General features: G+C 52.0%; 20 protein-coding genes and 1 other RNA gene. 10 read left to right on the plus strand and 11 right to left on the minus strand.

The window, feature by feature from the left end; genetic code table 11:
• Positions 1 to 40 precede the first annotated feature (40 nt).
• Entirely contained in the window at positions 41 to 1,990 is a 1,950-nt protein-coding gene (locus tag MKY12_RS09515; RefSeq protein ID WP_036725238.1) for an ABC-F family ATP-binding cassette domain-containing protein, read from the plus strand.
• Positions 1,991 to 2,021: 31 nt separating this feature from the next.
• Positions 2,022 to 2,510 (plus strand): tetratricopeptide repeat protein, encoded by a 489-nt coding sequence (locus MKY12_RS09520; RefSeq protein WP_339313581.1) that lies wholly within the window; start codon positions 2,022 to 2,024, stop codon positions 2,508 to 2,510.
• A 382-nt stretch (positions 2,511 to 2,892) separates the two neighbouring features.
• On the opposite strand, the gene MKY12_RS09525 is transcribed toward MKY12_RS09520, so the two are convergent.
• The 5 genes from MKY12_RS09525 to MKY12_RS09545 form a co-directional block, all read right to left on the minus strand.
• The gene (locus MKY12_RS09525; RefSeq protein WP_339313582.1) at positions 2,893 to 3,936 is read right to left on the minus strand and encodes a M42 family metallopeptidase; all 1,044 of its coding nucleotides are present in this window, start codon (positions 3,934 to 3,936) and stop codon (positions 2,893 to 2,895) included.
• Between the two features lie 27 nt (positions 3,937 to 3,963).
• Positions 3,964 to 4,287, minus strand: coding sequence for a lipopolysaccharide assembly protein LapA domain-containing protein (locus MKY12_RS09530; RefSeq protein ID WP_036725233.1), 324 nt, complete (start codon positions 4,285 to 4,287; stop codon positions 3,964 to 3,966).
• Between the two features lie 85 nt (positions 4,288 to 4,372).
• Complete coding sequence (gene pepF, locus MKY12_RS09535) at positions 4,373 to 6,163, minus strand: oligoendopeptidase F (RefSeq protein ID WP_339313583.1); 1,791 nt, start codon at positions 6,161 to 6,163, stop codon at positions 4,373 to 4,375.
• Between the two features lie 206 nt (positions 6,164 to 6,369).
• Positions 6,370 to 6,540, minus strand: a complete 171-nt coding sequence (locus tag MKY12_RS09540; protein ID WP_209874284.1) for a hypothetical protein — start codon at positions 6,538 to 6,540, stop codon at positions 6,370 to 6,372.
• 6 nt (positions 6,541 to 6,546) lie between these two features.
• Positions 6,547 to 6,780, minus strand: a complete 234-nt coding sequence (locus tag MKY12_RS09545) for a hypothetical protein (RefSeq protein ID WP_036702226.1) — start codon at positions 6,778 to 6,780, stop codon at positions 6,547 to 6,549.
• A gap of 172 nt (positions 6,781 to 6,952) precedes the next feature.
• Here MKY12_RS09545 and MKY12_RS09550 point away from each other — a divergent pair, with 172 nt between their 5' ends.
• Complete coding sequence (locus MKY12_RS09550) at positions 6,953 to 7,150, plus strand: cold shock domain-containing protein (protein ID WP_036725228.1); 198 nt, start codon at positions 6,953 to 6,955, stop codon at positions 7,148 to 7,150.
• 562 nt (positions 7,151 to 7,712) lie between these two features.
• On the opposite strand, the gene MKY12_RS09555 is transcribed toward MKY12_RS09550, so the two are convergent.
• Entirely contained in the window at positions 7,713 to 8,957 is a 1,245-nt protein-coding gene (locus MKY12_RS09555) for an MFS transporter (RefSeq protein WP_339255357.1), read from the minus strand.
• A 193-nt stretch (positions 8,958 to 9,150) separates the two neighbouring features.
• On the opposite strand from MKY12_RS09555, the gene MKY12_RS09560 reads away from it, so the two are divergent.
• The 4 genes from MKY12_RS09560 to MKY12_RS09575 all read left to right on the plus strand — a co-directional run bounded on the left by MKY12_RS09560 (position 9,151) and on the right by MKY12_RS09575 (position 14,180).
• Positions 9,151 to 10,233, plus strand: coding sequence for a tetraprenyl-beta-curcumene synthase family protein (locus MKY12_RS09560; RefSeq protein WP_076078515.1), 1,083 nt, complete (start codon positions 9,151 to 9,153; stop codon positions 10,231 to 10,233).
• Positions 10,234 to 10,297: 64 nt separating this feature from the next.
• Positions 10,298 to 11,269: a 6-phosphofructokinase gene (pfkA, locus tag MKY12_RS09565; protein ID WP_036725223.1), complete on the plus strand. Its 972-nt coding sequence runs from the start codon at positions 10,298 to 10,300 to the stop codon at positions 11,267 to 11,269.
• 147 nt (positions 11,270 to 11,416) lie between these two features.
• Positions 11,417 to 13,903, plus strand: a complete 2,487-nt coding sequence (locus MKY12_RS09570) for a CoA-disulfide reductase (RefSeq protein ID WP_339255360.1) — start codon at positions 11,417 to 11,419, stop codon at positions 13,901 to 13,903.
• 16 nt (positions 13,904 to 13,919) lie between these two features.
• Complete coding sequence (locus tag MKY12_RS09575; RefSeq protein ID WP_036725219.1) at positions 13,920 to 14,180, plus strand: metal-sensitive transcriptional regulator; 261 nt, start codon at positions 13,920 to 13,922, stop codon at positions 14,178 to 14,180.
• Between the two features lie 94 nt (positions 14,181 to 14,274).
• Here MKY12_RS09575 and MKY12_RS09580 read toward each other — a convergent pair whose 3' ends face one another.
• The 4 genes from MKY12_RS09580 to MKY12_RS09595 all read right to left on the minus strand — a co-directional run bounded on the left by MKY12_RS09580 (position 14,275) and on the right by MKY12_RS09595 (position 18,427).
• Complete coding sequence (locus tag MKY12_RS09580) at positions 14,275 to 15,630, minus strand: MATE family efflux transporter (RefSeq protein ID WP_339255362.1); 1,356 nt, start codon at positions 15,628 to 15,630, stop codon at positions 14,275 to 14,277.
• 134 nt (positions 15,631 to 15,764) lie between these two features.
• Entirely contained in the window at positions 15,765 to 16,994 is a 1,230-nt protein-coding gene (locus tag MKY12_RS09585) for a putative glycoside hydrolase (RefSeq protein WP_339255364.1), read from the minus strand.
• A 241-nt stretch (positions 16,995 to 17,235) separates the two neighbouring features.
• A complete protein-coding gene (locus MKY12_RS09590; RefSeq protein ID WP_171718441.1) occupies positions 17,236 to 17,424 on the minus strand; it encodes a hypothetical protein in 189 nt (62 codons plus the stop codon).
• A 175-nt stretch (positions 17,425 to 17,599) separates the two neighbouring features.
• Positions 17,600 to 18,427, minus strand: a complete 828-nt coding sequence (locus MKY12_RS09595; protein WP_036725214.1) for a YitT family protein — start codon at positions 18,425 to 18,427, stop codon at positions 17,600 to 17,602.
• Between the two features lie 326 nt (positions 18,428 to 18,753).
• On the opposite strand from MKY12_RS09595, the gene MKY12_RS09600 reads away from it, so the two are divergent.
• Positions 18,754 to 20,421 carry a DEAD/DEAH box helicase gene (locus MKY12_RS09600; protein WP_036725212.1) on the plus strand — a complete coding sequence of 556 codons (1,668 nt, stop codon included), beginning with the start codon at positions 18,754 to 18,756 and terminating at the stop codon, positions 20,419 to 20,421.
• A gap of 76 nt (positions 20,422 to 20,497) precedes the next feature.
• Here MKY12_RS09600 and MKY12_RS09605 read toward each other — a convergent pair whose 3' ends face one another.
• The gene (locus tag MKY12_RS09605) at positions 20,498 to 20,593 is read right to left on the minus strand and encodes a hypothetical protein (protein WP_036702210.1); all 96 of its coding nucleotides are present in this window, start codon (positions 20,591 to 20,593) and stop codon (positions 20,498 to 20,500) included.
• 179 nt (positions 20,594 to 20,772) lie between these two features.
• On the opposite strand from MKY12_RS09605, the gene MKY12_RS09610 reads away from it, so the two are divergent.
• On the plus strand, positions 20,773 to 21,621 hold the full coding sequence (locus tag MKY12_RS09610) for a DUF624 domain-containing protein (protein WP_339255366.1): 849 nt from the start codon (positions 20,773 to 20,775) through the stop codon (positions 21,619 to 21,621).
• 104 nt (positions 21,622 to 21,725) lie between these two features.
• A non-coding RNA gene (ssrS, locus tag MKY12_RS09615) (6S RNA) lies at positions 21,726 to 21,917 on the plus strand.
• The last annotated feature ends 26 nt before the right edge of the window (positions 21,918 to 21,943 follow it).

Raw genomic sequence — 21,943 nt, forward strand, 5'->3', positions numbered from 1 at the left:
AAGTTCCGGTTTCAAAATATAAGGCAAGCGAGGACAACTGATGAATATTATGACGGTGGAACACCTCTCCAAGAGCTACGGGGAGAAAACCTTGTTCCGTGATGCCTCCTTTGGCATGGACGACAGGGATAAGATAGGCGTAATTGGCGTCAACGGCACGGGAAAATCAACCTTTCTGAAGATTATCGCCGGGCTCGATACAGCAGATGAAGGGCAGATTAGCATCGGCAATGATGTGCGGGTGCAGTTTCTGGCCCAGAATCCGCCTTATGAGCCTGGAAATACGGTCCTGCAGCAGGTATTTGCCGGAGAGGACCCGGAGCTTGCGACGATGCGGGAATACATGGAGGTGATGTCTCTTCTGGAGCAGAATCCGGGAGACTCAGGGCTGGAGAGCAGGCTTGTCCGGATTGGTCAGGCCATCGACGCCGCCGGCACCTGGCAGCTGGAGAGTGAGGCCAAGACGGTTCTCACGAAGCTGGGGATTACCCGGTTCGATGCCCGGATGGAGAGCCTGTCGGGCGGACAGCGCAAGCGCGTAGCGCTGGCGGCGGCACTGATTACACCGTCGGAGCTGTTGATTCTGGATGAGCCTACCAACCATATTGATACGGATTCCGTAGCCTGGCTGGAGCAGTATCTGCAGAAGCGGCGCGGGGCGCTACTGATGGTCACGCATGACCGTTATTTCCTGGAACGGGTAGCCAGTGTAATGCTTGAGCTGGACGGCGGGAATCTGTACCGGTATGAAGCGAACTATTCACGGTTCCTGGAGCTGAAGGCAGACCGTGAAGAACGGGAGGCTTCGGCCGAGCAGAAGCGCAAGAATCTGCTGCGCACCGAGCTGGCCTGGATTCGCCGCGGGGCTAAGGCACGCTCCACGAAGCAGAAGGCGCGGATCGACCGCTTCGAGAAGCTCAAGGAGAGCACGGGAGGCGCATCGGCATCATCTATGGATATCTCTGTAGCGTCCACCAGACTGGGCCGCAAAATCATTGAGATTCAGGATCTCACCAAATCGCTGGATGGCCGGACCTTAATCAAGGATCTGAATTATATTGCTGTGCCGCAGGACCGCGTGGGGATTGTCGGCAAGAACGGCAGCGGCAAGTCCACGCTGCTTAACCTGATTGCCGGTAAGCTTACCCCGGACAGCGGTGAGGTGCAGCTCGGAACAACCGTGAAGCTGGGCTATTTCACCCAGGAGCATCAGGACATGGATCTCAGCCTGCGGGCGATCGAGTATGTGAAGGAAGAAGCCGAGATCATCAAGACCGCAGACGGCAGTGTCATCACCGCCGGGCAAATGCTGGAGCGCTTCCTGTTCCCTCCCGCGATGCAGTGGACGCCAATCTCCAAGCTGTCCGGCGGCGAGAAAAGACGTCTCTACCTGCTGCGCGTCCTCATGGGAGCCCCGAACGTGCTGCTGCTCGATGAGCCGACGAATGATCTGGACATCGGCACACTCGCTGTACTGGAGGATTACCTCGATGAATTCCCCGGCGTAGTCTTCACCGTATCGCATGACCGCTACTTCCTGGACCGTACCGTGGATAAGCTGATTGCCTTCGAGGATGGGGGCATCCGCCTGCATGTCGGCGACTATAGCGAATATGAAGAGTGGCTGGCGAAGAACGTCCCATCCGGCAGCGGGAACGCCGGCAAGGCAGACGGCGGCTCCGGCCGCAGTGCCAGCGGGGCTGGTGCCGCTGCTGAGCAGGGCGGGAATGCTCAGGCCGGGTCAGCGCCGCGCGAGAAGCTGAAATTCACCTTCAAGGAGCAGCGCGAGTATGAGGGGATCGACGAGGCCATTGAACAGGCAGAACAGCATCTGACAGACATCTCGGCCCAGATGGAAGCGGCCTTCGCCGACTCCGGCAGGCTGCAGGAGCTGGTGGAGAAGCAGCGGCAGGCCGAGGCAGAGTTGGAGCGTCTGATGGAACGCTGGACGTATCTGAATGAATTGGCGGAGAAGATCGCGGGTAAATAACACCGCGGTGCAGAAGGAGGGAACAGTGGCTGTGACTCATACGATAGAAGCTGCTGTGCAGCTCCGGTCCTCTGGCCGGGCAGAAGAAGCAAGGACCATGCTGCTAGAGCTACTGTCAGCAGACGGGAGCAATGCCGAGCTGCATTATCAGCTGGCATGGACGCATGATGTGCTGGGCTTGGAGCGTGAGGCGGTGTCCTATTACGAGCAGAGTCTTGCCCTGGGGCTTCCAGATGCGGAGCAGAAGGCAGGCGCGATGCTGGGCCTGGGCAGTACCTACCGGACGCTCGGGCAGTATGCGGAGTCCCGTGTGGTGCTGGAGCAGGGAGCGCTTGAATTCCCGCAGCGTGCGGAATTTAAGGCTTTTCTGGCCATGACGCTGCATAATCTCGGTGCTCACACCGAGGCCATGGAACTGCTGCTTACCTTGCTTGCGGATACATCCGCCGATCCTTGTATCCAGGATTACCGCAAGGCCATTAAGTACTATGCGGACAAGCTGGAGCAGGTATGGCCTTAACCGGGGGATGCAACATCTCACGCGTGAACACAGCCCTAATCCTCAAAGTCAGAGGGTATGCGGAAATCCTGCCCAAAATGCAACATCTCACTCGTTATCTCAGCTCTAAGCCGCAAATGTTGCACAAAATGCAGGATAAATCCTCACCGGAGCCGGTGGGCGGGGGAATTGTTGCAATTTATGCAGGAATCCCTGCAAATGTCCAGTTATGGGCGGGCCAGGTTGCAATAGTTGCAACATTTCGGCCTGGTCAAGATTAATATAGTCTACTAAAAAGGCAGCACCAGCTATTTACATGAGCTGGTGTTGCCTTTTTGTACTTGTTTACTAATATCCAGGTCGTGTTGCTATAGAAAGTGACCAGCCGTGGCGAGCAGCCCGATCAGTTCGCCCCAACATAAGCCGCCAGCAGCTTAGCCGTATTAAGCACAGCCTGCTTGTGGGTACGCTCCATGGAGTGCGAGGCGTGTACGCCCGGTCCGATCAGTGCGGCCCGGATGTTATTTCCGCCGCGCAGCGCAGCAGAGGCGTCGGAGCCGTATTGCGGATAGATATCGACCGCGAATGGAATGGCCAGACCGTTCGCCAGCTCGATCATGCGGCTGGTCATGGCATAGTCATACGGGCCGGAGGAGTCCTTGGCACAGATGGAGACATCCGTCTCTTTGCAGCTGAGGTCATCGCCCATCGCGCCCATGTCCACAGCGATCATCTCATTGATCTCCCCTGGAATCCAGGCAGCGCCGTGACCTACCTCTTCATAGTTGGAGATGAGCAGGGACAGGTTATGCAGCGGCTTCCAGCCTTCGCGCCGGATGCTCTCCAGCAGCCCGAATAAGGCGGCTACACTGGCTTTGTCGTCCAGATGGCGGGATTTGATATATCCGCTGGGGGTAAGCACCGCCCTTGCATCGAACGAAATGAAGTCACCTACCGAAATCCCCAGCTTCAGCACATCATCCTTGGTGGAGACCAGCTCATCAATCCGGATCTCCATATTCTCTTCCGCACGCTTGAAATCACGGGCATCGGCATACACATGCACAGATGGATGACTGGTCAGGATCGTACCGGTATAAGTTAAGCCGCTGCGGGTATGGATGATGCAATATTCATTCTCAATGCTGTTCATGCTGAATCCGCCCACAGAGGTTAAACGGAGGGAACCGTTAGGCTTAATAGAGCGGACCATGGCACCGAGCGTATCCACATGGGCGCTGATGCCGATCGTGCGCGAAGGATCAAGTCCGGGTACCGTGAGCATCGCGCCGCCTTTTTCATTCCAGGTGAGCGGAATATTGAGCGCCGCCGCTTCTTCAGCCACGAGTGCCATCACCTGGGCGGTGAAGCCGCTGGGGCTTGGGGTGTCGAGCAGTTTTTTGAGCAGATTCAGAATATATTCTTCATTGGGCTGGATGGTAAGCAAGGATAGTTCCTCCTATTCGTCTATGGGTTACAGCCGGGATGATCCTTCTGGCGTAAAGGGGTCACTCTCAGCAGGGATAGGTTCCATGTTGATACTATTAGCGTCACGCAGCTTGGCAAGCTCGGCATTCAGGCTCTTAATCTGCTTCTGCAGCTTATACTGGCGGAAAATTCCGTACGAACCGACCACAACACCGCCGATCAGCGCACAGCCAAGAATAACGAGGATAAGCGGAATGCTGACAAAGTCAAACCCGAAATTAACGGGCACCGTATCCACATTCATTACTGCGAATACTGCAGTCAGCAGAGCGAAAAATAAACCTAATATAAGTGACCATTGAAATTTCATATAGCTTCCTCCTCAGGATGATCTGACAATACAAATCCCCTGCCATCAAAGGGCAAGGGATTACTGTAATACTAAGCCTTCTGTCTTACTTGGTCAACTGCTCCATCTGTTCGATCACGCTCTCGAATACGCTCATGGCTTCGCGGATCGGTTCAGGAGACGACATATCAACCCCGGCTTTGCTCAGGATGTTAATGGAATAATCACTGCCGCCGCTCTTCAGGAAGCCGAGGTAACGGTCAACCGCCGGTTTGCCTTCCTCCAGAATCTGTTTGGCGAAGCTCGTCGCCGCCGAGAAGCCGGTAGCATATTTATAGACATAGAAGCTGTTATAGAAATGCGGAATCCGCGCCCATTCCATCTCAATATCCTGATCAATTACCATATCCTTGCCGTAGTACTTGACATTCAGGTCATAGTAGATGGCCGAGAGATCCTGCGGTGTGAGCGACTCGCCTTCTTCAGCACGCTGGTGAATGATTTTTTCGAATTCAGCGAACATCGTCTGCCGGAATACCGTCGTGCGGAACTGGTCGGCATAATAGGTGAGCAGGTACATTTTTTCCTTCGGATCTGTGGATTTGTTCAGCAGGTAATCCATCAGCAGCGCCTCATTGGTAGTAGAAGCAACCTCCGCCAGGAAAATAGTGTACTGCGCATCCCGGTATTTCAGCGCTGTGTCTGAATAGTAGGAATGCAGGGCGTGACCCATCTCATGTGCCAGTGTGAACATGCTGTTCAGATTGTCATTATGGTTCAGCAGCACGTAAGGATGGGTGCCGTAAGCCCCCCAGCTGTATGCGCCGGAGCGTTTGTTCTCGTTCTCGTAGACATCGATCCAGCCTTTGTCATAGCCTTCCTGCAGAACACTAAGGTAGTCCTCGCCAAGCGGCTTCAGGCCTTCCTTGGTAATCTTCTTGGCCTCGTCAAACGTAATATCCAGCTTATATTCGTCTACCAGCGGAGCGAACAAGTCATACATATGTAGCTCATCTACCCCAAGCAGCTTCTGGCGCAGCTTCATATAACGGTGCATCAGCGGCAGACTCTCGTGAATCGTATCGATCAGATTCGTGTAGACTTCCTTCGGAATATTGTCGCCGTACAAGGACATTTCCAGTACGGAAGGATATTTGCGCACACGGGAGTAAAAGACATTCTTATTCACATTCGCGCTCAGCGTGGCAGCAATGGTATTCTTTTGCTTGCCGTAAGTTTCATAGACCGCTTTGAAGGCGTTCTTGCGTACCTCACGGTCCGGGCTTTCGAGGAATTGAATATAGCTTCCGTGGGTCAGCTCAACTTCCTTGCCTTCTTCGTTCTTAATCTTAGGGAACTTCAGATCCGCATTATTCAGCATGCTGAATACAGTTTGCGGGGCCTGGGCGATCGTGCTGACCTGAGCCAGCAGCGCTTCTTCCGCCTTGGACAGGACATGGGCCTTCTCACGTTTCATTTCAGTCAAGGTGAAGGTGTAGTCGGAGAGCGAAGGGTCAGCGATGAACTGGTCCAGTGTCGCGTCAGGCAGGGCCAGAATCTCAGGTGTGACAAAAGAAAGAGCTTCACCCGCTTCAACGCCAAGCTTCTTGGCCTTGGAGGAGAGAGCCTGGTACTTCGAAGCCGCTGTATCCTCGTCCTGGCGCATATGCGCATAGACATAGAGGCGTTCAGTCAGCAGGGACAGCTTATCGTCCAGCTCGAAGCACTTCTTCAGGGCATCCGGAGAATCCAGCTTCCCCTGGAAGGAGGCAGCGCTTGTAATCAGCGCCTTCACTTCCTTATATTCGGCATCCCATTGCTCCTCTGAAGCAAACATATCTTCAAGCTTCCAGCGGTTCTCGGCGGGCACTTCACTTCTCTTAGGTAATTGTTCCATAGAAATCCTCCTCGGTAGATGGGATGCGGCTGGGCTGCTATCCGCCTGCGGGAGCGCTGAGGACAGATTTCCCTGCAGCAGGCTGAGCGCAAGCAGGAGCGGGAGTGATTTGGCGGTAACGGACATGACGGCAGCCTCCTGATTCTCAAAGTCTGCTTAGTATGCCCTGCCAATTCATGTTTATTAAATCTTGCTTACAGATGAAGTTATGTGAGCAGGCTATAAATAATGAAGACAAAAGCCAGCGCAATCATAATGACTGCGGTCAATGCCATCCCGCGCTTCAAGCGCGGGGGCATTTTGTCCTTGCTCATAATCAGTACGGCACCCAGGCACAGGACGACAATGACATAAATGACAAGACTCTCATTATCCATGCCGGACTATACCTGTTTGAAGGCTGCGATGATATTCTTGTACTCTTCTTCATTGTCCTTGTAGGATTCTTTATTGAAGCGGTTGTTCACCCACTGCATCATAGCCGGACGGCTCATGAAGGTATGCGTTTCTTCTCCCCATTGGTCGGAGATTTCACGAAGGATAATATAACGTCCCTGAACCTCCACCGTCATCATGTTCCACTTGTCTGTTTTGTATATTTCATGTTTTTTGATCATTATCATTACCACCCTGGCGATTTTTGGCTTTTGGGTCAATGATAACGCACCGGAGAAGGGAAAAGCAAATTAAATCATGAAATCAGGGAAAAGATGGATTGCTTTACAAGTATAGAAAGAGTATAATGTAAGCATACGCCATATATGGCGGTATTTTTAGGAGGTTGTTCATTTGAAAGGTACAGTAAAATGGTTTAACGCAGAAAAGGGTTATGGTTTCCTTCAAGTTGAAGGCGGCGAAGATGTATTCGTTCACTTCTCAGCGATTCAAGGCGACGGATTCAAGACTTTGGACGAAGGCCAAGCGGTAGAATTCGATGTTACGGACGGTAACCGCGGTCCACAGGCAGCAAACGTAGTTAAATTATAAAATACGGCCAAGGCAGAGCTTCTGTCAGCCGCAATATATATATTTGATCTAGCACGCACTGGCATAAGTAGCATCAGGCAGCTTGAGCAGCACAGTTCCTTCGGGGGCTGTGTTTTTTTATTGATTAGGAAATTATGATTTACGTCCGATGTGGATAAGTTACGCATAAAGTTAATAGGAATGACTTCGCTGATTTCACCGAACAGCCGGATATGGTCGAAAAACCGACCACATCCGGTACGGCAGAGGCGAGTGGGCCGGATATGGTCGAAAAACCGACCACATTCGGTACGGCAGAGGCGAGTGGACCGGATATGGTCGAAAAACCGACCACATTCGGTGTGGCAGAGGCGTGTGGGCCGGATATGGTCGAAAAACCGACCACATTCGGTGCGGCAGAGGGGCAAGGGCCGGATATGGTCGAAAAACCGACTACATTCAGTGCGGAAGAGGTGCGAGGGCGGGATGTGGTCGAAAAACCGATCACAATGGGGATGCCGCAGGCATTTTTTTATGCTGCAACGGGCCCGGTGGTGCTATATCCTTCCCCGCCCATAATCAGTCAGAGCGGGGTCTTGCTCTTACGCCGCAGCGGGCGGTCCGTGCCGCCCCCGAGGTCCATCAGATGCTTGGACAGGAAGCCGATGAAGGCCAGAACCGAGAAGCCGGTAGCAACCAGATAGAATACAATCCGGCCGGCATCCTGGTAGATCAGTCCGCCGAAGGTGCCGCTGAGCAGACCTGCGCCGCTGGACCATACGACGGTGAAGAGTGCCATTCCGGTTGCCCGCAGGTGATCAGGGATGATCCGTGTGATGTAGCGGACCGCAGTTACATAATAAATGCCGAACGAAATGCTATGCATGGCCTGAATGGCAACCACGGTACCCGGCTCCTGGGCCAGCGACATGAACAGAAAGCGCAGCGTGAACATCAGGCTGGCAAAAGCAAGCAGCGGCAGCTCCTTGAACTTGTCGCCATATCTGCTGAGCAGGAAGAAGATGGGGATCTCACTGAGCGCTGAAGCCAGCAGCGCCCAGCCGACAACTTCATCTCCTGCATTCATGCCCTTGAGGCTGATCGTCAGGAAGGCCTCGTTCATCCGGTAGCCGATGGCGAGCAGGAATACAGAGCCGAAGAACCACAGCACTTCCTTTTGCAGGAGAATCTCGCGGAGTCCGGCGCCCTTCAGCGGTCTGTCCGTAGACTCCTTGTCTACAGAGAGCGGAGCCGCCTCGGTTCGCTTCACATCCTTCAGCCCAATCGTAATCAGCAGCGCGGTTACGACAATCACAATACAAATCGCTACGCTGTACTGAGGTCCCAGCGTTCTGAGTACATAGCCGATTGTAAGGGCGAAGAAAGAGTATCCGAGCGAGCCGAATACACGGATGGCAATGAAATTCCGCCCGTGACGCTGGGCAATTTTAATTGCCATCGTATCTGCCAGTGGAAAGACAGGGTAATAGAAGAAATAGAAAAAGGATAAAATAAGCATGACACTCGAGAAATCGGTGGCTCTGGCCAGAATAATGGCGGTAATCAGCTGGCCTCCAAGCAGGAGAGCCATAATCTTACGGACGGTACCCAGCCGGTCGCTCATCATACTCCAGAACAGATTAGAGAGAATCGAGATTAACGGGCCTACCGAGTAGAGCAGACCCATTTGCGGACTGCTGAAGCCTAAGTGGGCATAAAATAACGGGAAATAAGAAACAACCAGCACACTGGTGCCGTACAGCGTAAACATAAAGGATCGCAGCCAGTTTTGATCACTGTATTGGCCGCCGCTCCGCCTCGCATTCATGATTGTGCACTCCTTCGGGATATAGAAAAGTATAGTATAGCATAAAGCGAAGAGGCCGGGGGATTCGTATAATATCGATTTTCTGAATCTTTCAAGAGTTTGCGAAAGTGATTTTGTTGTTTGTACAAATCCGCTCTGCATATTATAATAATCATGATTTGGATAAGGAGACAACAATGTGGAGGCACTGTCATTGAATGAATTTGAGCAAGGCCGTAACCGTAGTCCGCGCGGTCCTATTGGACTCATGAAGAGGGTCTATAAGTACGTGCTGCCGGAAGTGCGATCATGTCTCGATTCCTGGCGCAAGGATGCAGAAGGAATTCCCGATCCCGAGCTCCGTAAGCAAGCGCTTGCCAGCATTGAAACGAAGCAGTTTCATTGCGAAGGCGGCGGAATCTATGCCGCCGGCAATTTGTCGATGAGACATATACTGATTCCGCTAATTGTTGCTTATCAGACGATCAGTGATTATTTGGACAACCTGTGTGACCGCAGTACTTCGCTTGATCCGGCCGATTTCCGGTTGCTGCATAAGTCCATGCTGGATGCTGTTACCCCCGGCGCGGAGCCTGTGAACTATTACGCGCTGCGCACGGAACAGAATGACGGCGGATACCTGCACAGACTGGTCCGCAAATGCCAGGAGATGACCTCCCGGCTACCCGGCTACGGTGCTGCTACTGAAGAGGTCTATAATCTGGCTGTATTGTACACTGATCTTCAGGTCTATAAGCACATTCACCCGGAGCTTAGAGAAGCTGCCCTCAAGGAATGGTGGGAGAAGGAGGGGTACCGCGCGCCTCATCTCCAGTGGAATGAATTTGCGGCCGCAACCGGTTCAACCCTGGGCGTATTCATGCTTTTTCTGGCATCCTGTGATCCTAAGCTAAGCACAGTGGCATCATCATCCATTCGTGCTGCTTATTTTCCGCATGTGTGCGGTCTGCATATCATGCTGGATTATCTGATCGACCAGGATGAAGACCGGGCCGGCGGTGATCTCAATTTCTGCAATTATTATGAGAATACGGATATGATGCTGAACCGGATCGCTTCCATTGTGGAGTGGGCCCGCAAGGATGTCCGGAGTCTTCCTGAGAACTCCATGCACCGTATGATCATCGAAGGACTGCTGGCCCTGTATTTATCCGATCCCAAGGTTAGTGAGCAACGCGAGGTCCGCTCGGTATCCCGGAGGCTGATGAAGAATAGTCCGCTGACCAGACTCTTCTTCTTCGTCAACAGCCGCTGGATACGCAAACACATGTATTAGATGCTGCCGGATCTTCTCCGGGTAAGGAGAGAAACTGGCACAAATTTAAGGAGGAACTAACAGAATGTCAAACGTAAAAAAAATCGCAGTATTAACCAGTGGAGGAGACTCCCAGGGGATGAACGCCGCAGTGCGTGCGGTTGTCCGCAGCGCGATCTACTTCGGAATTGAAGTATTCGGCATTCAGCGCGGGTATCAGGGCCTGTTGAACCGCGACATTTTCCCGATGGATCTGCGCAGTGTCGGAGATATCATCCAGCGCGGAGGTACGGTTCTGCAGTCTGCACGCTGTCTGGAGTTCATGAAGCCGGAAGGCCAGCAGAAAGGTGCTGACATTCTGAATGAGCTCGGCATCGACGGTCTGGTTGTTATCGGCGGAGACGGCTCTTACCATGGCGCCAACAAGCTCAGCAAGCTTGGGATCAAGACGATGGCTCTGCCGGGTACCATTGATAATGATATATCGTTCACAGACTACACTATCGGATTCGATACTGCCGTTGGCGTGGTAGTGGATGCGATCAATAAATTGCGCGACACCATGTCATCCCATGAGCGTTCCTCCATCGTAGAGGTTATGGGGCGTCACTGCGGAGATATCGCTCTGCATGCAGGTCTTGCTTCCGGGGCGGAGACGATTCTGGTGCCGGAAATGCCTTATGACCTGAATGAGGTAGCTGACCGGATGAAGGATAATTTCGCACGCGGCAAACGTCACAGTATCGTCATTGTAGCTGAAGGCGTCGGCAAGGGTGAGGATGTTGCTCAGGCACTCAAAGACCGCCATGCTTCCCTGGATGCCCGTGTTACGGTACTGGGACATATTCAGCGCGGAGGTACTCCAACACCAGGAGACCGTAACCTCGCCAGCCGTCTGGCTGATTTCGCGGTCCGTAAGCTGATCGAAGGCGAATCGGACAAGGCATGCGGAATTATTAAAGGGGAATTGACCCTGACCGATATCGATAAGGTAGTGAATACGAAGAAGGATTTCAATATCGAGCTGTATGAGCTGGCTTCCCGTTTGTCCCAGTAAGAGCAGCAGAATTTATAGGATCTTCAAATTTCACCGGAGCAGCAAGCCTTCCATCACCGGAAGGGGCTGCTCTTTTTTGACTTGACAGTATACCCCCACCCGTATATATTAATACCCATAGGGGTATACAATTAGGAGGGAATAAGCATGAGTAGAACTATAGTCATTATCGGCGGTGTTGCCGGAGGGGCATCCGCTGCGGCACGCCTAAGAAGACTGAACGAAGAAGACAACATTATCATGATTGAGCGGGGAGAGCATGTTTCTTTTGCCAATTGCGGGCTGCCTTATTATATTGGGGAGAGTATTGATTCCCGGGACAAGCTGTTTCTGCAGACACCGGCTGGAATCCGGGCACGCTTCAATATTGATGTGAGAATCTTTACCGAGGCGACAGAGATTGACCGTGAACATAAGCAGGTACACTGCCGCAATGTTACAACAGGCGAGAGACTGCAGATTCCATATGATATCTTAGTACTTTCACCGGGAGCGAAGCCGATAGTTCCCCCGATGCCGGGTATTTCAGAGGCTGAGAACCTGTTTACCTTAAGGAATATTCCTGATACAGACCGTATCAAGGCCTATGTGGACAGCCGTCACCCCCGGCATGCCACTGTAATTGGTGCAGGTTTTATTGGTCTTGAGATGGCGGAGAACCTGCGGGAGCGGGGGCTTGATGTCACTGTGATTGACCGGGGTCAGCAGATTCTGAACCCGCTTGATCTCGAGATGGTTCGTCCACTGGAAGAGCATATGCGTATGCACGGGGTGGAACTGCGGATGAATGAGGGTGTAGAGGCTATTGAACAGCAAGGCAGCCTGCTCCGTCTCTCCTCCGGCGGGGAGCTTAGAACGGATATGGTTATCTTGGCAATTGGGGTCAGTCCTGAGAATGACCTGGCACGGAGCTGCGGGCTGGAGCTGGGCATCCGGGGATCGGTTAAGGTCAATGCCTCGCTACAGACCAGTGATCCGGCCATCTATGCCGTAGGGGATGTCATTGAAGTGAAGGACCGCGTTCAAGGGTTCGATACCATGGTCTCCCTGGCCTGGGGAGCGAACCGGCAGGGGCGTCTGGCCGCCGATCATATCAACGGCCGGGAAGCCTCTTACACTGGGGCATTAGGTACTGCGATTATCAAAATTTTCGATATGACTGCTGCGCTGACCGGGAACAACGAGAAGACGCTTAAGTCGCTTGGGGTACCTTATGAAGCTGTGCATATCCATCCGAATTCTCATGCCGGTTACTACCCCGGTGCTGCACCGATAGCGCTTAAGCTGCTGTTCAACCCGCAGACAGGAGAGATTTATGGAGCACAAGCGGCCGGAAGTGCCGGAGTGGACAAAAGAATAGATGTCATTGCCACCGCGATCCGCAGCAAGCTTAAGGCAGATGAGCTGGCCGATCTGGAGCTGGCGTATGCGCCGCCGTATTCCTCGGCCAAAGATCCGGTCAATATGGCGGGCTATGTTGCCTCCAATCTGATGGAGGGACTCGTCCGTAATCTGCAATGGCATGAAGTGGACGAATTCACACGTAGTGGCGGCCTCATCATTGATGTAAGAGACGAAGCAGAGCGTTTAGCCGGGTTCATTCCGGGTTCCATCAACATTCCGCTGGCTGGGCTGAGAGACCGGCTCACAGAGATTCCAGGGGATCGGGAGATCGCCGTGTCCTGCCAGGTAGGGCTGCGCGGCTACATTGCTGCCCGCATGTTAATCCAATACGGATATGCAGTACGAAATGTTGACGGAGGGTACAAAACATACGCAGCGATGGCAAGGGGGAATAACACTGATGATTCCGGGAAAAGAGAGACGCCGGCTTTAAAAGTGAATGCCCCGTCTCCCGCCAGTATAGTCCATAGCCACGAACAGCTCAGCCCTAAGCCGCAGCTCCTGCTGGATGCTTGCGGATTACAGTGCCCCGGCCCTATACTCAAAGTATATGAGACTATAAGCTCAATGGAGGAAGGCCAGCGGGTTGAGATCACTGCAACGGATTTCGGTTTTGCCGCTGATATCAGGCAGTGGTGCAGCAAGACAAGGAACACACTGGAATCAGTGGATGTATCCGGGGGCAAGGTTCAGGCGTTGGTACGGAAGGGAGTAGACCTGGCAGACAGAACCGTAGTTCCGGCGGAACAGTCAGCAGTCTCTGAAGGTACAACGATGATTGTTTTCAGCGGTGATCTGGATAAAACTATCGCATCCTTCATTATTGCAACAGGCGCCGCAGCAATGGGCAAGCAGGTAACCATGTTCTTTACCTTCTGGGGGCTTAATGTTCTGCGCCGGGGGCAGTCTCCGCAGGTGAAGAAGAATGCTCTAGACCGGATGTTTGGCATGATGATGCCGAAGGGAACGCGGAAGCTTCCCTTATCCCGCATGAACATGGGCGGGCTTGGGTCGAAGCTGATCCGCTATACTATGGGCCGTAAGAATGTGGAATCCCTGGAGAATCTGATGCAAGGCGCACTGAATGCCGGGGTTAAGCTGATGGCCTGCACGATGAGCATGGACATCATGGGCATCAAGCAGGAGGAATTAATTGAAGGTGTAGACTTCGGCGGTGTTGCCAGCTATCTTGGAGCTGCCGAGGATTCCGGCGTGAACTTATTCATCTAGAGGGGGCCAAGGGACAGTGGAGTATGATAAAGCTATTAGCAACCGGTTGAAGCGTATCGAAGGTCAGGTGAGGGGAGTACTCGGGATGCTGGAGGAAGGCAAAGATTGCCGCGAGATCGTGACTCAGCTGACAGCGATCCGAACAGCCGTAGACCGCTCTATTGGTGCAGTGATCGGAGACAATCTGGAGCACTGTATTCAGGAAGAGCTTGCGAAGGGGAACTCCCCTGATCAAGTGATTAAGGAAGCAGTAGATTTGCTTGTAAAGAGCCGTTAATGAAGAACAGCCACAGACGAAGGAGAGTAATCTCCCTTGTCTGTGGCTGTTCTTGTTATAAGACAAGAACTTTTTTGTGGAGCTCCGTGCTATTTCATGCCTTCTCCGGGGCGAATCTGCGCTGCACCCTGACGAGCCGGCCCAGGAGCAGAATTGCGCCGATTCCAAGGCCGGTAATGAGTCCGATCCAGTAGCCGTAAGCCCCAAGCTCAGTATAAGTGGCGAGCAGGTAGCCGACGGGCAGGCCGATCACCCAATAGGCAATGAAGCAGATGACGAACGCAGGATTAACATCCTTATATCCCCGCAGTACGCCTTGGGTCGGGGTTGCGATGGCATCAGAGATCTGGAAGAAGATCGCGTAGATCAGGAAATGCTGGATCAGCGAGATCACCTCATGGTCATCCGAATACAGTCCGGCGACATGATTCCCGGCGAAGAGCAGCACCAGCGCTGTGAGCAGGGAGAGGACAGCCGCCGTACCAATGCCCATAATGCCATACTGGCGCGCATCCCTCAGCCGGCCGGAGCCGCTCTCGAAGCCGACGAGAATCGTCAGACTCATGCAGATGCTCAGCGGAATCATATAAAGGGTGGAAGCGAAGTTAATGGCGGCCTGATGGGCAGCGATTGTAATGGTATCGAAGCGGCTCATCAGCAGGGTTACAGCCGAGAACACCGCCGTCTCGAAAAAGATCGAAAAGCCGATAGGCACACCAATCTTCAGCAGCTCCTTGAGACTTACCAGGGACACCGCATGAAATTTACGGAAAATCTGCAGATTGCGGAAAGGCTCAGCCCGGTAGACGAAGATTAGGGCAATTAGAAAAATGACCCAATACGTGATCGCAGAGGCTACGCCTGCGCCTACTCCGCCAAGGCGGGGGAAGCCGAAGTTGCCGAAGATCAGCAGATAGTTAAGCCCCACATTGACCGGCAGGGCAATCAGGGTGATGAACATGGAGACACGGGTCTGACCCAGGGCATCAATACAGCTGCGGACAACGGTATAGCCGAACAGCGGGATAATGCCGAAGGAAATGGCACCGAGGAAGCGGAAGGCAATATCTCGTACCGCAGGCTCCAGATTCATGAAATTCAGGATCGGTGTGAGAGCGAGGCTGCCAAGAATCAGCACGAGCACGGATACGATCAGGGAGAGCCAAATGCCCTGCATCACCTGGTTAGCCACATCCTTACTCCGCTTGCTGCCGAGGAGATGAGACACAATGGGCGTAATTCCCATAAGAATACCGCTAAGGCCTGTCTGGATCGGAATCCACAGGCTTGTGCCGATGGCTACGCCGGCCAGATCATTCGTGCCGAATTTGCCGGACATATTGGTGTCGAAGAAGGTAATGGCCGACAATGCAATCTGAGTAATTAGAATCGGAAGCAATATATGCAGGAATTGCCCGGCCTTTTGTTTAATGGAAGTTGTCTGTTTCATAATCATCAATGCCCCGTTATCTTTATTTTGAATACTTATTTTCCCAGTGTAAATATTCCCAGTAAAAAGCCCGGCAGCTGCCGGGCTCTCTAATATCGTGCGGCTATGGATACATCCGGATAATTGCAGAAAGCTTATTGGTCGTACTTTACATCGGCGGTGTAGCGGTTATTGGCATTCCAAAGCAGGAATTCGTCGATATTCTGATCCTTCAAGGCACGGATCTGATCTTCAACCTGCTTCTTGCCGTATTTGACATAATGCCCGCTGCCCAGCCAGCTGGCGGTGAAATCCTGAATCCATGGGCGGATGACCGGCTTGTAGCTGCCTAGCGGATTGAGCTTCTTGTGTGTATCGACCATTGAGCCCTTAATGGTAGCATAAGGGTCTTTGTCCGGGTCCTTCACATCGAACCAGCCGGTGGAATAATGGCTCGGATAGACCATCGGGCTGATAACATCGACATTCTTTGAGATCTTCACGAAATCCTGTCCGATACCTTCTGCGGCAGGTACCGAGGCGGCATAGCCGAAGATATCCACAGAGATCCGAACTCCCAGTGGTGCCAGCTCAGCTTTGGCATACTTAACAAAGTCGGCGATAATTTCCACGCGCGGTCTGTCGCTCTTCGTGTATTTCAGAGTGTCCGCACGCTTCTCGAAGCCTTCAGGGAAGCGTACATAGTCAAACTGGATTTCCTTGAACCCGAGCTTAACGGCCTCCTTGGCAATATCTACGTTATACTTCCACACAGTTTCATTATAAGGATTGACGAAGCTGTCTCCGCCTTTGTTGGCCCAGACAGAGCCGTCTTTGTTCACGAAGGATAATTCCTTGTTCTTTTTGGCGAGCACAGAATCCTTGAATACTACGATACGCGCAATCGGGTAGACATCATGCTCCTTCAGGCGGGTCATCAGCTTGTTGATATCACCTATGAACGGTTGTGGATGTCCCATTTGCTGAAGTTCAGCATTGTCCGTTTTGTAGGTGATGTATCCGGCATCATCTTTAATATCGATAACCATGGAGTTGAGCTCAGTCTTGTCCAGCAGGGCAAGCAGGGTCTCCATCCGTGCACCCCCGGCACTGTAGGCAGTCACGTATATCCCTTTAACCTTGGGAGCATCCGGCTGCGGATCGGCAAGAAGTGCTGTCTCCGGCGATGCGCTTGGTGAAGGTGCAGGAGAGGCAGTGCCGCCTCCGTTCGGTGATGCTGCTGCGTCCGGATTGGTGGTGTGTTCTGCGACGATGGGGGGATTCATGGCGCTCTGCAGGGCTGCTGCCACATCGGCTTCATGTCCTTGATTCGGAACACCTACGCCTCCCAGGGCCATCATCAGTAAAGCCCAGGTGATATTCATTTCTTATTCGCTCCCTTTATGTACATTCCTTATAAAGTATAAGGTAACGGATGCACCCAAAAAGAACAGACTTGTAACAATACCCGTAATTTTTTGAGGTCATATTTCCGCTCTTGTTGTTTATAAACGGGATGTACAGATTTTGAACCGCTGATTATAAAAGTAAATGCCGCCCCGGACTGGCACGAAGGCCAATGACCAGGGCGGCAACTATTACAACTTGCTCTTTAGGGCAGCTTGCTTAATGAAGATACGCAGAATTCTGATGCTCGCAAATGCTGTAATGGATGATATCCATGGCATCTGCCGGTTCCAGAATACTCAGACCGTCACGCAGTACGATTACAGAATTGAGTTCGTCCTGCTTCAGGAACGGTATCATATCCGGATACCACCTCATGACGATTGCTGACAGTTTTACCGTTTCCATTTCCACAAAAATCACCCTTTCCTTTTTCGAATCGAACTGAATCAGAATTCAGGGTCCACCCGGAAAAACGAAGTGCCTGGAAAAAAGAGGGTAAATCACAATCTTCATGAAATTGTTAAGGTCCTGCGTAGCTATAATATAACATAATTTGAACGGATAAGCATTTTCTTATGAATTACCGTTTGCGGAAAGAGCCCATCACACCGACAGTCTCAACGATATTTACAAAAGCCTGCGGGTCGCTTGTTTTAATAATACGTTTCAGTTCTGCAAGCTCATACCGTGTGGTCACTGTCATTAGCATGTCCCGTTCTACATGAGAATAAGCACCTTCTGTCTTAAATTTTGTAACGCCGCGCTGAAGGCCCAGCAATTGCTGCAGCAGCTCGTCAGTCCGGTTGGTGATAATGTACACGGTAACTTTGATGTGGCTGATATGAATCAGGTCGACCACCTTGCCGGTGACGTAAATGGAGACCATCGAGGCCAGCGCCAGATTCCAGTTGTCGTCAAAATAAGCCGCAGCAAGAATGACGAGACCATTGAGACCGACCAGCACACTGCCTACCGGGAAATCCCGGTACCGTGTTATAATGGAGCCCAGAATATCGAAGCCGCCTGAGGAGCCTCCTACACGGAAGGAGATGCCCGCACCGGCACCCACAAGCACCCCGCCGAAAACAGAGGCAAGCAGCATATCCGAGGATACTTGAAAGACCGGTACCACCGTCATCAGCCAGGTGGTAGCACCTACAGAGACCATGCTGAGAATAATAAACCGGCGGCCCAGCTGGAACCATCCTGTAGCAAGCAGCGGGATATTGAAGAGTAAATAGAGTAAGCTGATGTTAAAAGGAGTGAAATAACCGGCCAGCATGGCGAGGCCGGATACGCCTCCGCTGAGCAGTCTGTGGGGGATCAGGAACAGATTAAAGCCGCTTGCGATCATCGCTGAACCGAAGAGGACGGCAAGAAAGCTCCCGAATAATCTTAGTTTAACCAAGCAAATTCACCTCTGAGTGTAGTGTGAGTGTCATGTAAGTAATGAAAGTAAGGAATACACTGGTATTCCTGATTGGGTTTGTGATATAATGTATAGGATATTCTTGAGTAGGACGTTACAATGGTATTTTTGCATTGCTTAGAATGCGAAGCTACAATTGTCAGGTGTATGTAGTGGCCTGATCATAGGACAGTTGTTTGTCCCAATACGCGCTAAACCATGCAGAAAATCCGGCATGATTGGACAGCCTATAAATGTGTTTACCGCTACTTAAGAATACAGACAAGCATGTGGAATGTCCACTGTATAGAAGGAGCATGAATAATTTGAAAACATTCGCAGAATTCGGCTTGGAGCCAAAAGTACTTCAAGCAATCACAGAGCTAGGATTTGAGGAAGCAACACCAATCCAGGAGCAGGCTATCCCGCTTGCTATGGCCGGATCGGATCTTATCGGACAGGCACAGACGGGTACAGGTAAGACCGCAGCCTTCGGGATTCCCCTCATCTCCAAGATCGCAAGAGAAGAAGAGAAGATTCTGGCACTGGTAATGACGCCAACACGTGAGCTGGCCATCCAGGTCGCTGAAGAAATCGGTAAGTTGACCCGCTTCAAAGGACTTCGTTCACTGGCTATCTACGGCGGGCAGGATATCGGCCGCCAGATCCGCGGACTGAAGAGAAAACCACAGATTATTATTGGTACACCAGGACGCCTCCTGGACCATATCAACCGCAAGACCATCCGCCTGGATGATGTTCAGACGATCGTACTGGATGAAGCCGATGAAATGCTAGATATGGGCTTCATGGAGGATATCCAGACCATCCTCAAGCTCGTTCCTGAAGAACGTCAGACCATGCTCTTCTCGGCTACTATGCCTCCTAACATTCAACGCCTTGCCCAGCAGTTCTTGAAGAACCCGCAGCATGTATCCGTAATTCCTAAACAGATTAGCGCACCGCTTATCGACCAGGCTTATGTTGAAGTGCCTGAACGCCAGAAATTCGAAGCGCTTAGCCGCTTGATTGACATGGAATCGCCAGATCTGGCAATTGTATTCGGCCGCACGAAGCGCCGGGTAGACGAGCTTGCAGAAGGCTTGCAGAAGCGCGGATATTCCGCTGACGGCCTGCATGGCGACTTGTCGCAGAACCAGCGGGATGCTGTAATGCGCAAATTCCGCGACGGCAGCATTGATGTACTGGTTGCTACAGACGTAGCTGCACGCGGCCTGGACGTATCCGGCGTAACGCATGTAATCAACTTCGACCTTCCGCAGGACCCGGAGAGCTATGTACACCGTATCGGCCGTACAGGCCGCGCCGGCAAAGAAGGAACAGCCTGGTCCTTCGTAACTCCGCGCGAAATGGATCACCTGCACCTGATCGAACGCGTGACCCGTCACCGCATTACCCGCAAACCGCTTCCTACGATGGCCGAGGCTATTGAAGGCAAACAACGCATTACAGCAGAACGTCTGCTTGCAATGGTTGAGGTTGGCGAACTGAACGAATACAAAGGCATTGCCATTCAATTGCTGGAGCAATATGATTCTGTACAGTTGCTGTCCGCAGCTATGAAGCTTCTTACCGGCGATAACAAGGATGCGCAAATTGAGTTGACTCCTGAAGATCCGATCCGTGCCAAGCGCCGCGGCGGCAAGAACGACATCCGCAGCGGGCGTAAGCCTAACGGCGGCTATGGCGGCAACCGTTCCGGTTCCGGTTCTAGCTCTGGTGGCGGCTATCGCGGCAACCGAGACAATGCAAGCGGCGGCGGCTATCGCGGAAATCGTGACAATGCCAGCAGCGGCGGAAGCACCCGTGGCGGCTACAGCAGCGGCTATGGCGGCAACAGCGGAAGCGGCAGCAGCTACGGCGGCGGCTACAAAGGCAACCGTGATGGAGCGAGCCGTAACACAGACGGAAGACCTTCCTCGCGTCCGAGCAGCACAAGCACCCGCCCGGCCAAGCAGGATTTTGACGCTTAAGCTATAACAGAACACCTTGAAGAAGACGAGCAACCGTTACCGGTTCCCGTCTTCTTTTTTTTTGCTGTGGATTCACTTAGATGAAGGTACGGCTGATGATGACCAGCAGGATGAAGAGCACGAGAATTGTTCCGGTGGAAGTCCAGGGATTGCAGCAGCCAGGTGCGGACATGAGGTCAACCTCCTTTGAGCATGGGGGATTTGTTGTGGTTACAATGTAATATATGGACGTATTGCGGAGCTTGCTTAGACACTTACCTAGAACTTGTAAACTTGGGCGCTGGAAAAGTCCTGTACAAACAGGTATAGTTAAGATACGCAGTATGCACAAGATAGACAGGAGGAAGGGAATTGGAGTTTAAAGGAGCAATGGGCGGTATTTACCGCATCACGGAATGGATCTCACGCATCGCCTTCAGCAATATTTTATGGGCATTGTGTTCGATACCGTTTCTGTTCGCAGGAATTATGAAGATCCTCATGCTGGGTTCAGGAGCAGGCGGACCGAATGAGCAGATTATGCTGAACTGGGTACTTGGTGTATTCGCGCCATTTACTGTATTTCCGGCTACGTCGGCGTTATTTACAGTGGTGCGCAAATGGGTAATGGGCAATACCGATGTAAGTACATTCCGCACTTTTTTTCAGGGATACAAAGAGAATTATCTGAAAAGCATGCTGGGAGGGCTTATCTACACCCTGCTGTTTGTCGTGATGTACGTTGATGTGACCGTATACATGACGCAAATGCCGAATTTCAAGATTGTCGGTATCCTGATGCTGGTGCTGATGATTATTTTGTTCGTATCGATGTTTAACTTCTTCTCCATCGTGGTTCACTACCAGATGACGTTCAAGGAAGTGGTAACCAATTCGATTCTGCTCACGATCGCCCGGCCGATCCGTGTGTTCTCGACGTTGATTGGTTCAGGCGTTCTTCTCTATATAGGTCTGCGGTATCCGGTGCTCTATGTGCTGTGTATTCCTACGCTGATTGCTATGCTCGCCTTCTTTAATTTCTTCGCTACATACAATAAGCTGCAACTTCAGGTGGAGAAGAAGAAGCTGGCTGAAGAACAGGCCGCGCTGGAAGCAGCTGAGAATGAAGGTCTGCCGGCCGATGATGATGACGATGATGACGAAGACGAGGATGAAGACGACAGAGATAAGGACACCGGTAAGGATTTTAAGCGGACTTAACATTTCCGTGATCATCCGGGCAGTAATGTCAACGGAAAATGATCCCGGCGTTAAATAAAGCGCATACAGGTTTACTTTTTCGTCAAAACGCACTATAATGTTAATAAATCCTGCGATGTACGTTATGGTTGCTCGTTGTTTTGAACCAATGATAATGTCTTGGGAGATCTACATGAAGCGCGGCTGAACAGCCCTGTCTATATGACCTGGGGAATTCAAAAACGACTTCTGCGGTCACCCACCTGCTCTAGCAGGTTCAGAAGACACTGCAGCCGGACGGCATAGGCGGGTTTTCTAATGGAATTGACAAGGCATCCTGTTA

This window comes from Paenibacillus sp. FSL M7-0896 (assembly GCF_037975415.1).
GTDB lineage: Bacteria > Bacillota > Bacilli > Paenibacillales > Paenibacillaceae > Paenibacillus_AQ > Paenibacillus_AQ silagei.

Excerpts from the sequence above, each read along its gene's own strand:
- MKY12_RS09515 (WP_036725238.1), top strand. The coding sequence starts at position 41 with ATGAATATTATGACGGTGGAACACCTCTCCAAGAGCTACGGGGAGAAA.
- MKY12_RS09530 (WP_036725233.1), bottom strand. The coding sequence starts at position 4,287 with ATGAAATTTCAATGGTCACTTATATTAGGTTTATTTTTCGCTCTGCTG.
- pepF (WP_339313583.1), bottom strand. The coding sequence starts at position 6,163 with ATGGAACAATTACCTAAGAGAAGTGAAGTGCCCGCCGAGAACCGCTGG.
- MKY12_RS09540 (WP_209874284.1), bottom strand. The coding sequence starts at position 6,540 with ATGGATAATGAGAGTCTTGTCATTTATGTCATTGTCGTCCTGTGCCTG.
- MKY12_RS09545 (WP_036702226.1), bottom strand. The coding sequence starts at position 6,780 with ATGATCAAAAAACATGAAATATACAAAACAGACAAGTGGAACATGATG.
- MKY12_RS09555 (WP_339255357.1), bottom strand. The coding sequence starts at position 8,957 with ATGAATGCGAGGCGGAGCGGCGGCCAATACAGTGATCAAAACTGGCTG.
- pfkA (WP_036725223.1), top strand. The coding sequence starts at position 10,298 with ATGTCAAACGTAAAAAAAATCGCAGTATTAACCAGTGGAGGAGACTCC.
- MKY12_RS09570 (WP_339255360.1), top strand. The coding sequence starts at position 11,417 with ATGAGTAGAACTATAGTCATTATCGGCGGTGTTGCCGGAGGGGCATCC.
- MKY12_RS09580 (WP_339255362.1), bottom strand. The coding sequence starts at position 15,630 with ATGAAACAGACAACTTCCATTAAACAAAAGGCCGGGCAATTCCTGCAT.
- MKY12_RS09585 (WP_339255364.1), bottom strand. The coding sequence starts at position 16,994 with ATGAATATCACCTGGGCTTTACTGATGATGGCCCTGGGAGGCGTAGGT.
- MKY12_RS09590 (WP_171718441.1), bottom strand. The coding sequence starts at position 17,424 with ATGGAAACGGTAAAACTGTCAGCAATCGTCATGAGGTGGTATCCGGAT.
- MKY12_RS09605 (WP_036702210.1), bottom strand. The coding sequence starts at position 20,593 with ATGTCCGCACCTGGCTGCTGCAATCCCTGGACTTCCACCGGAACAATT.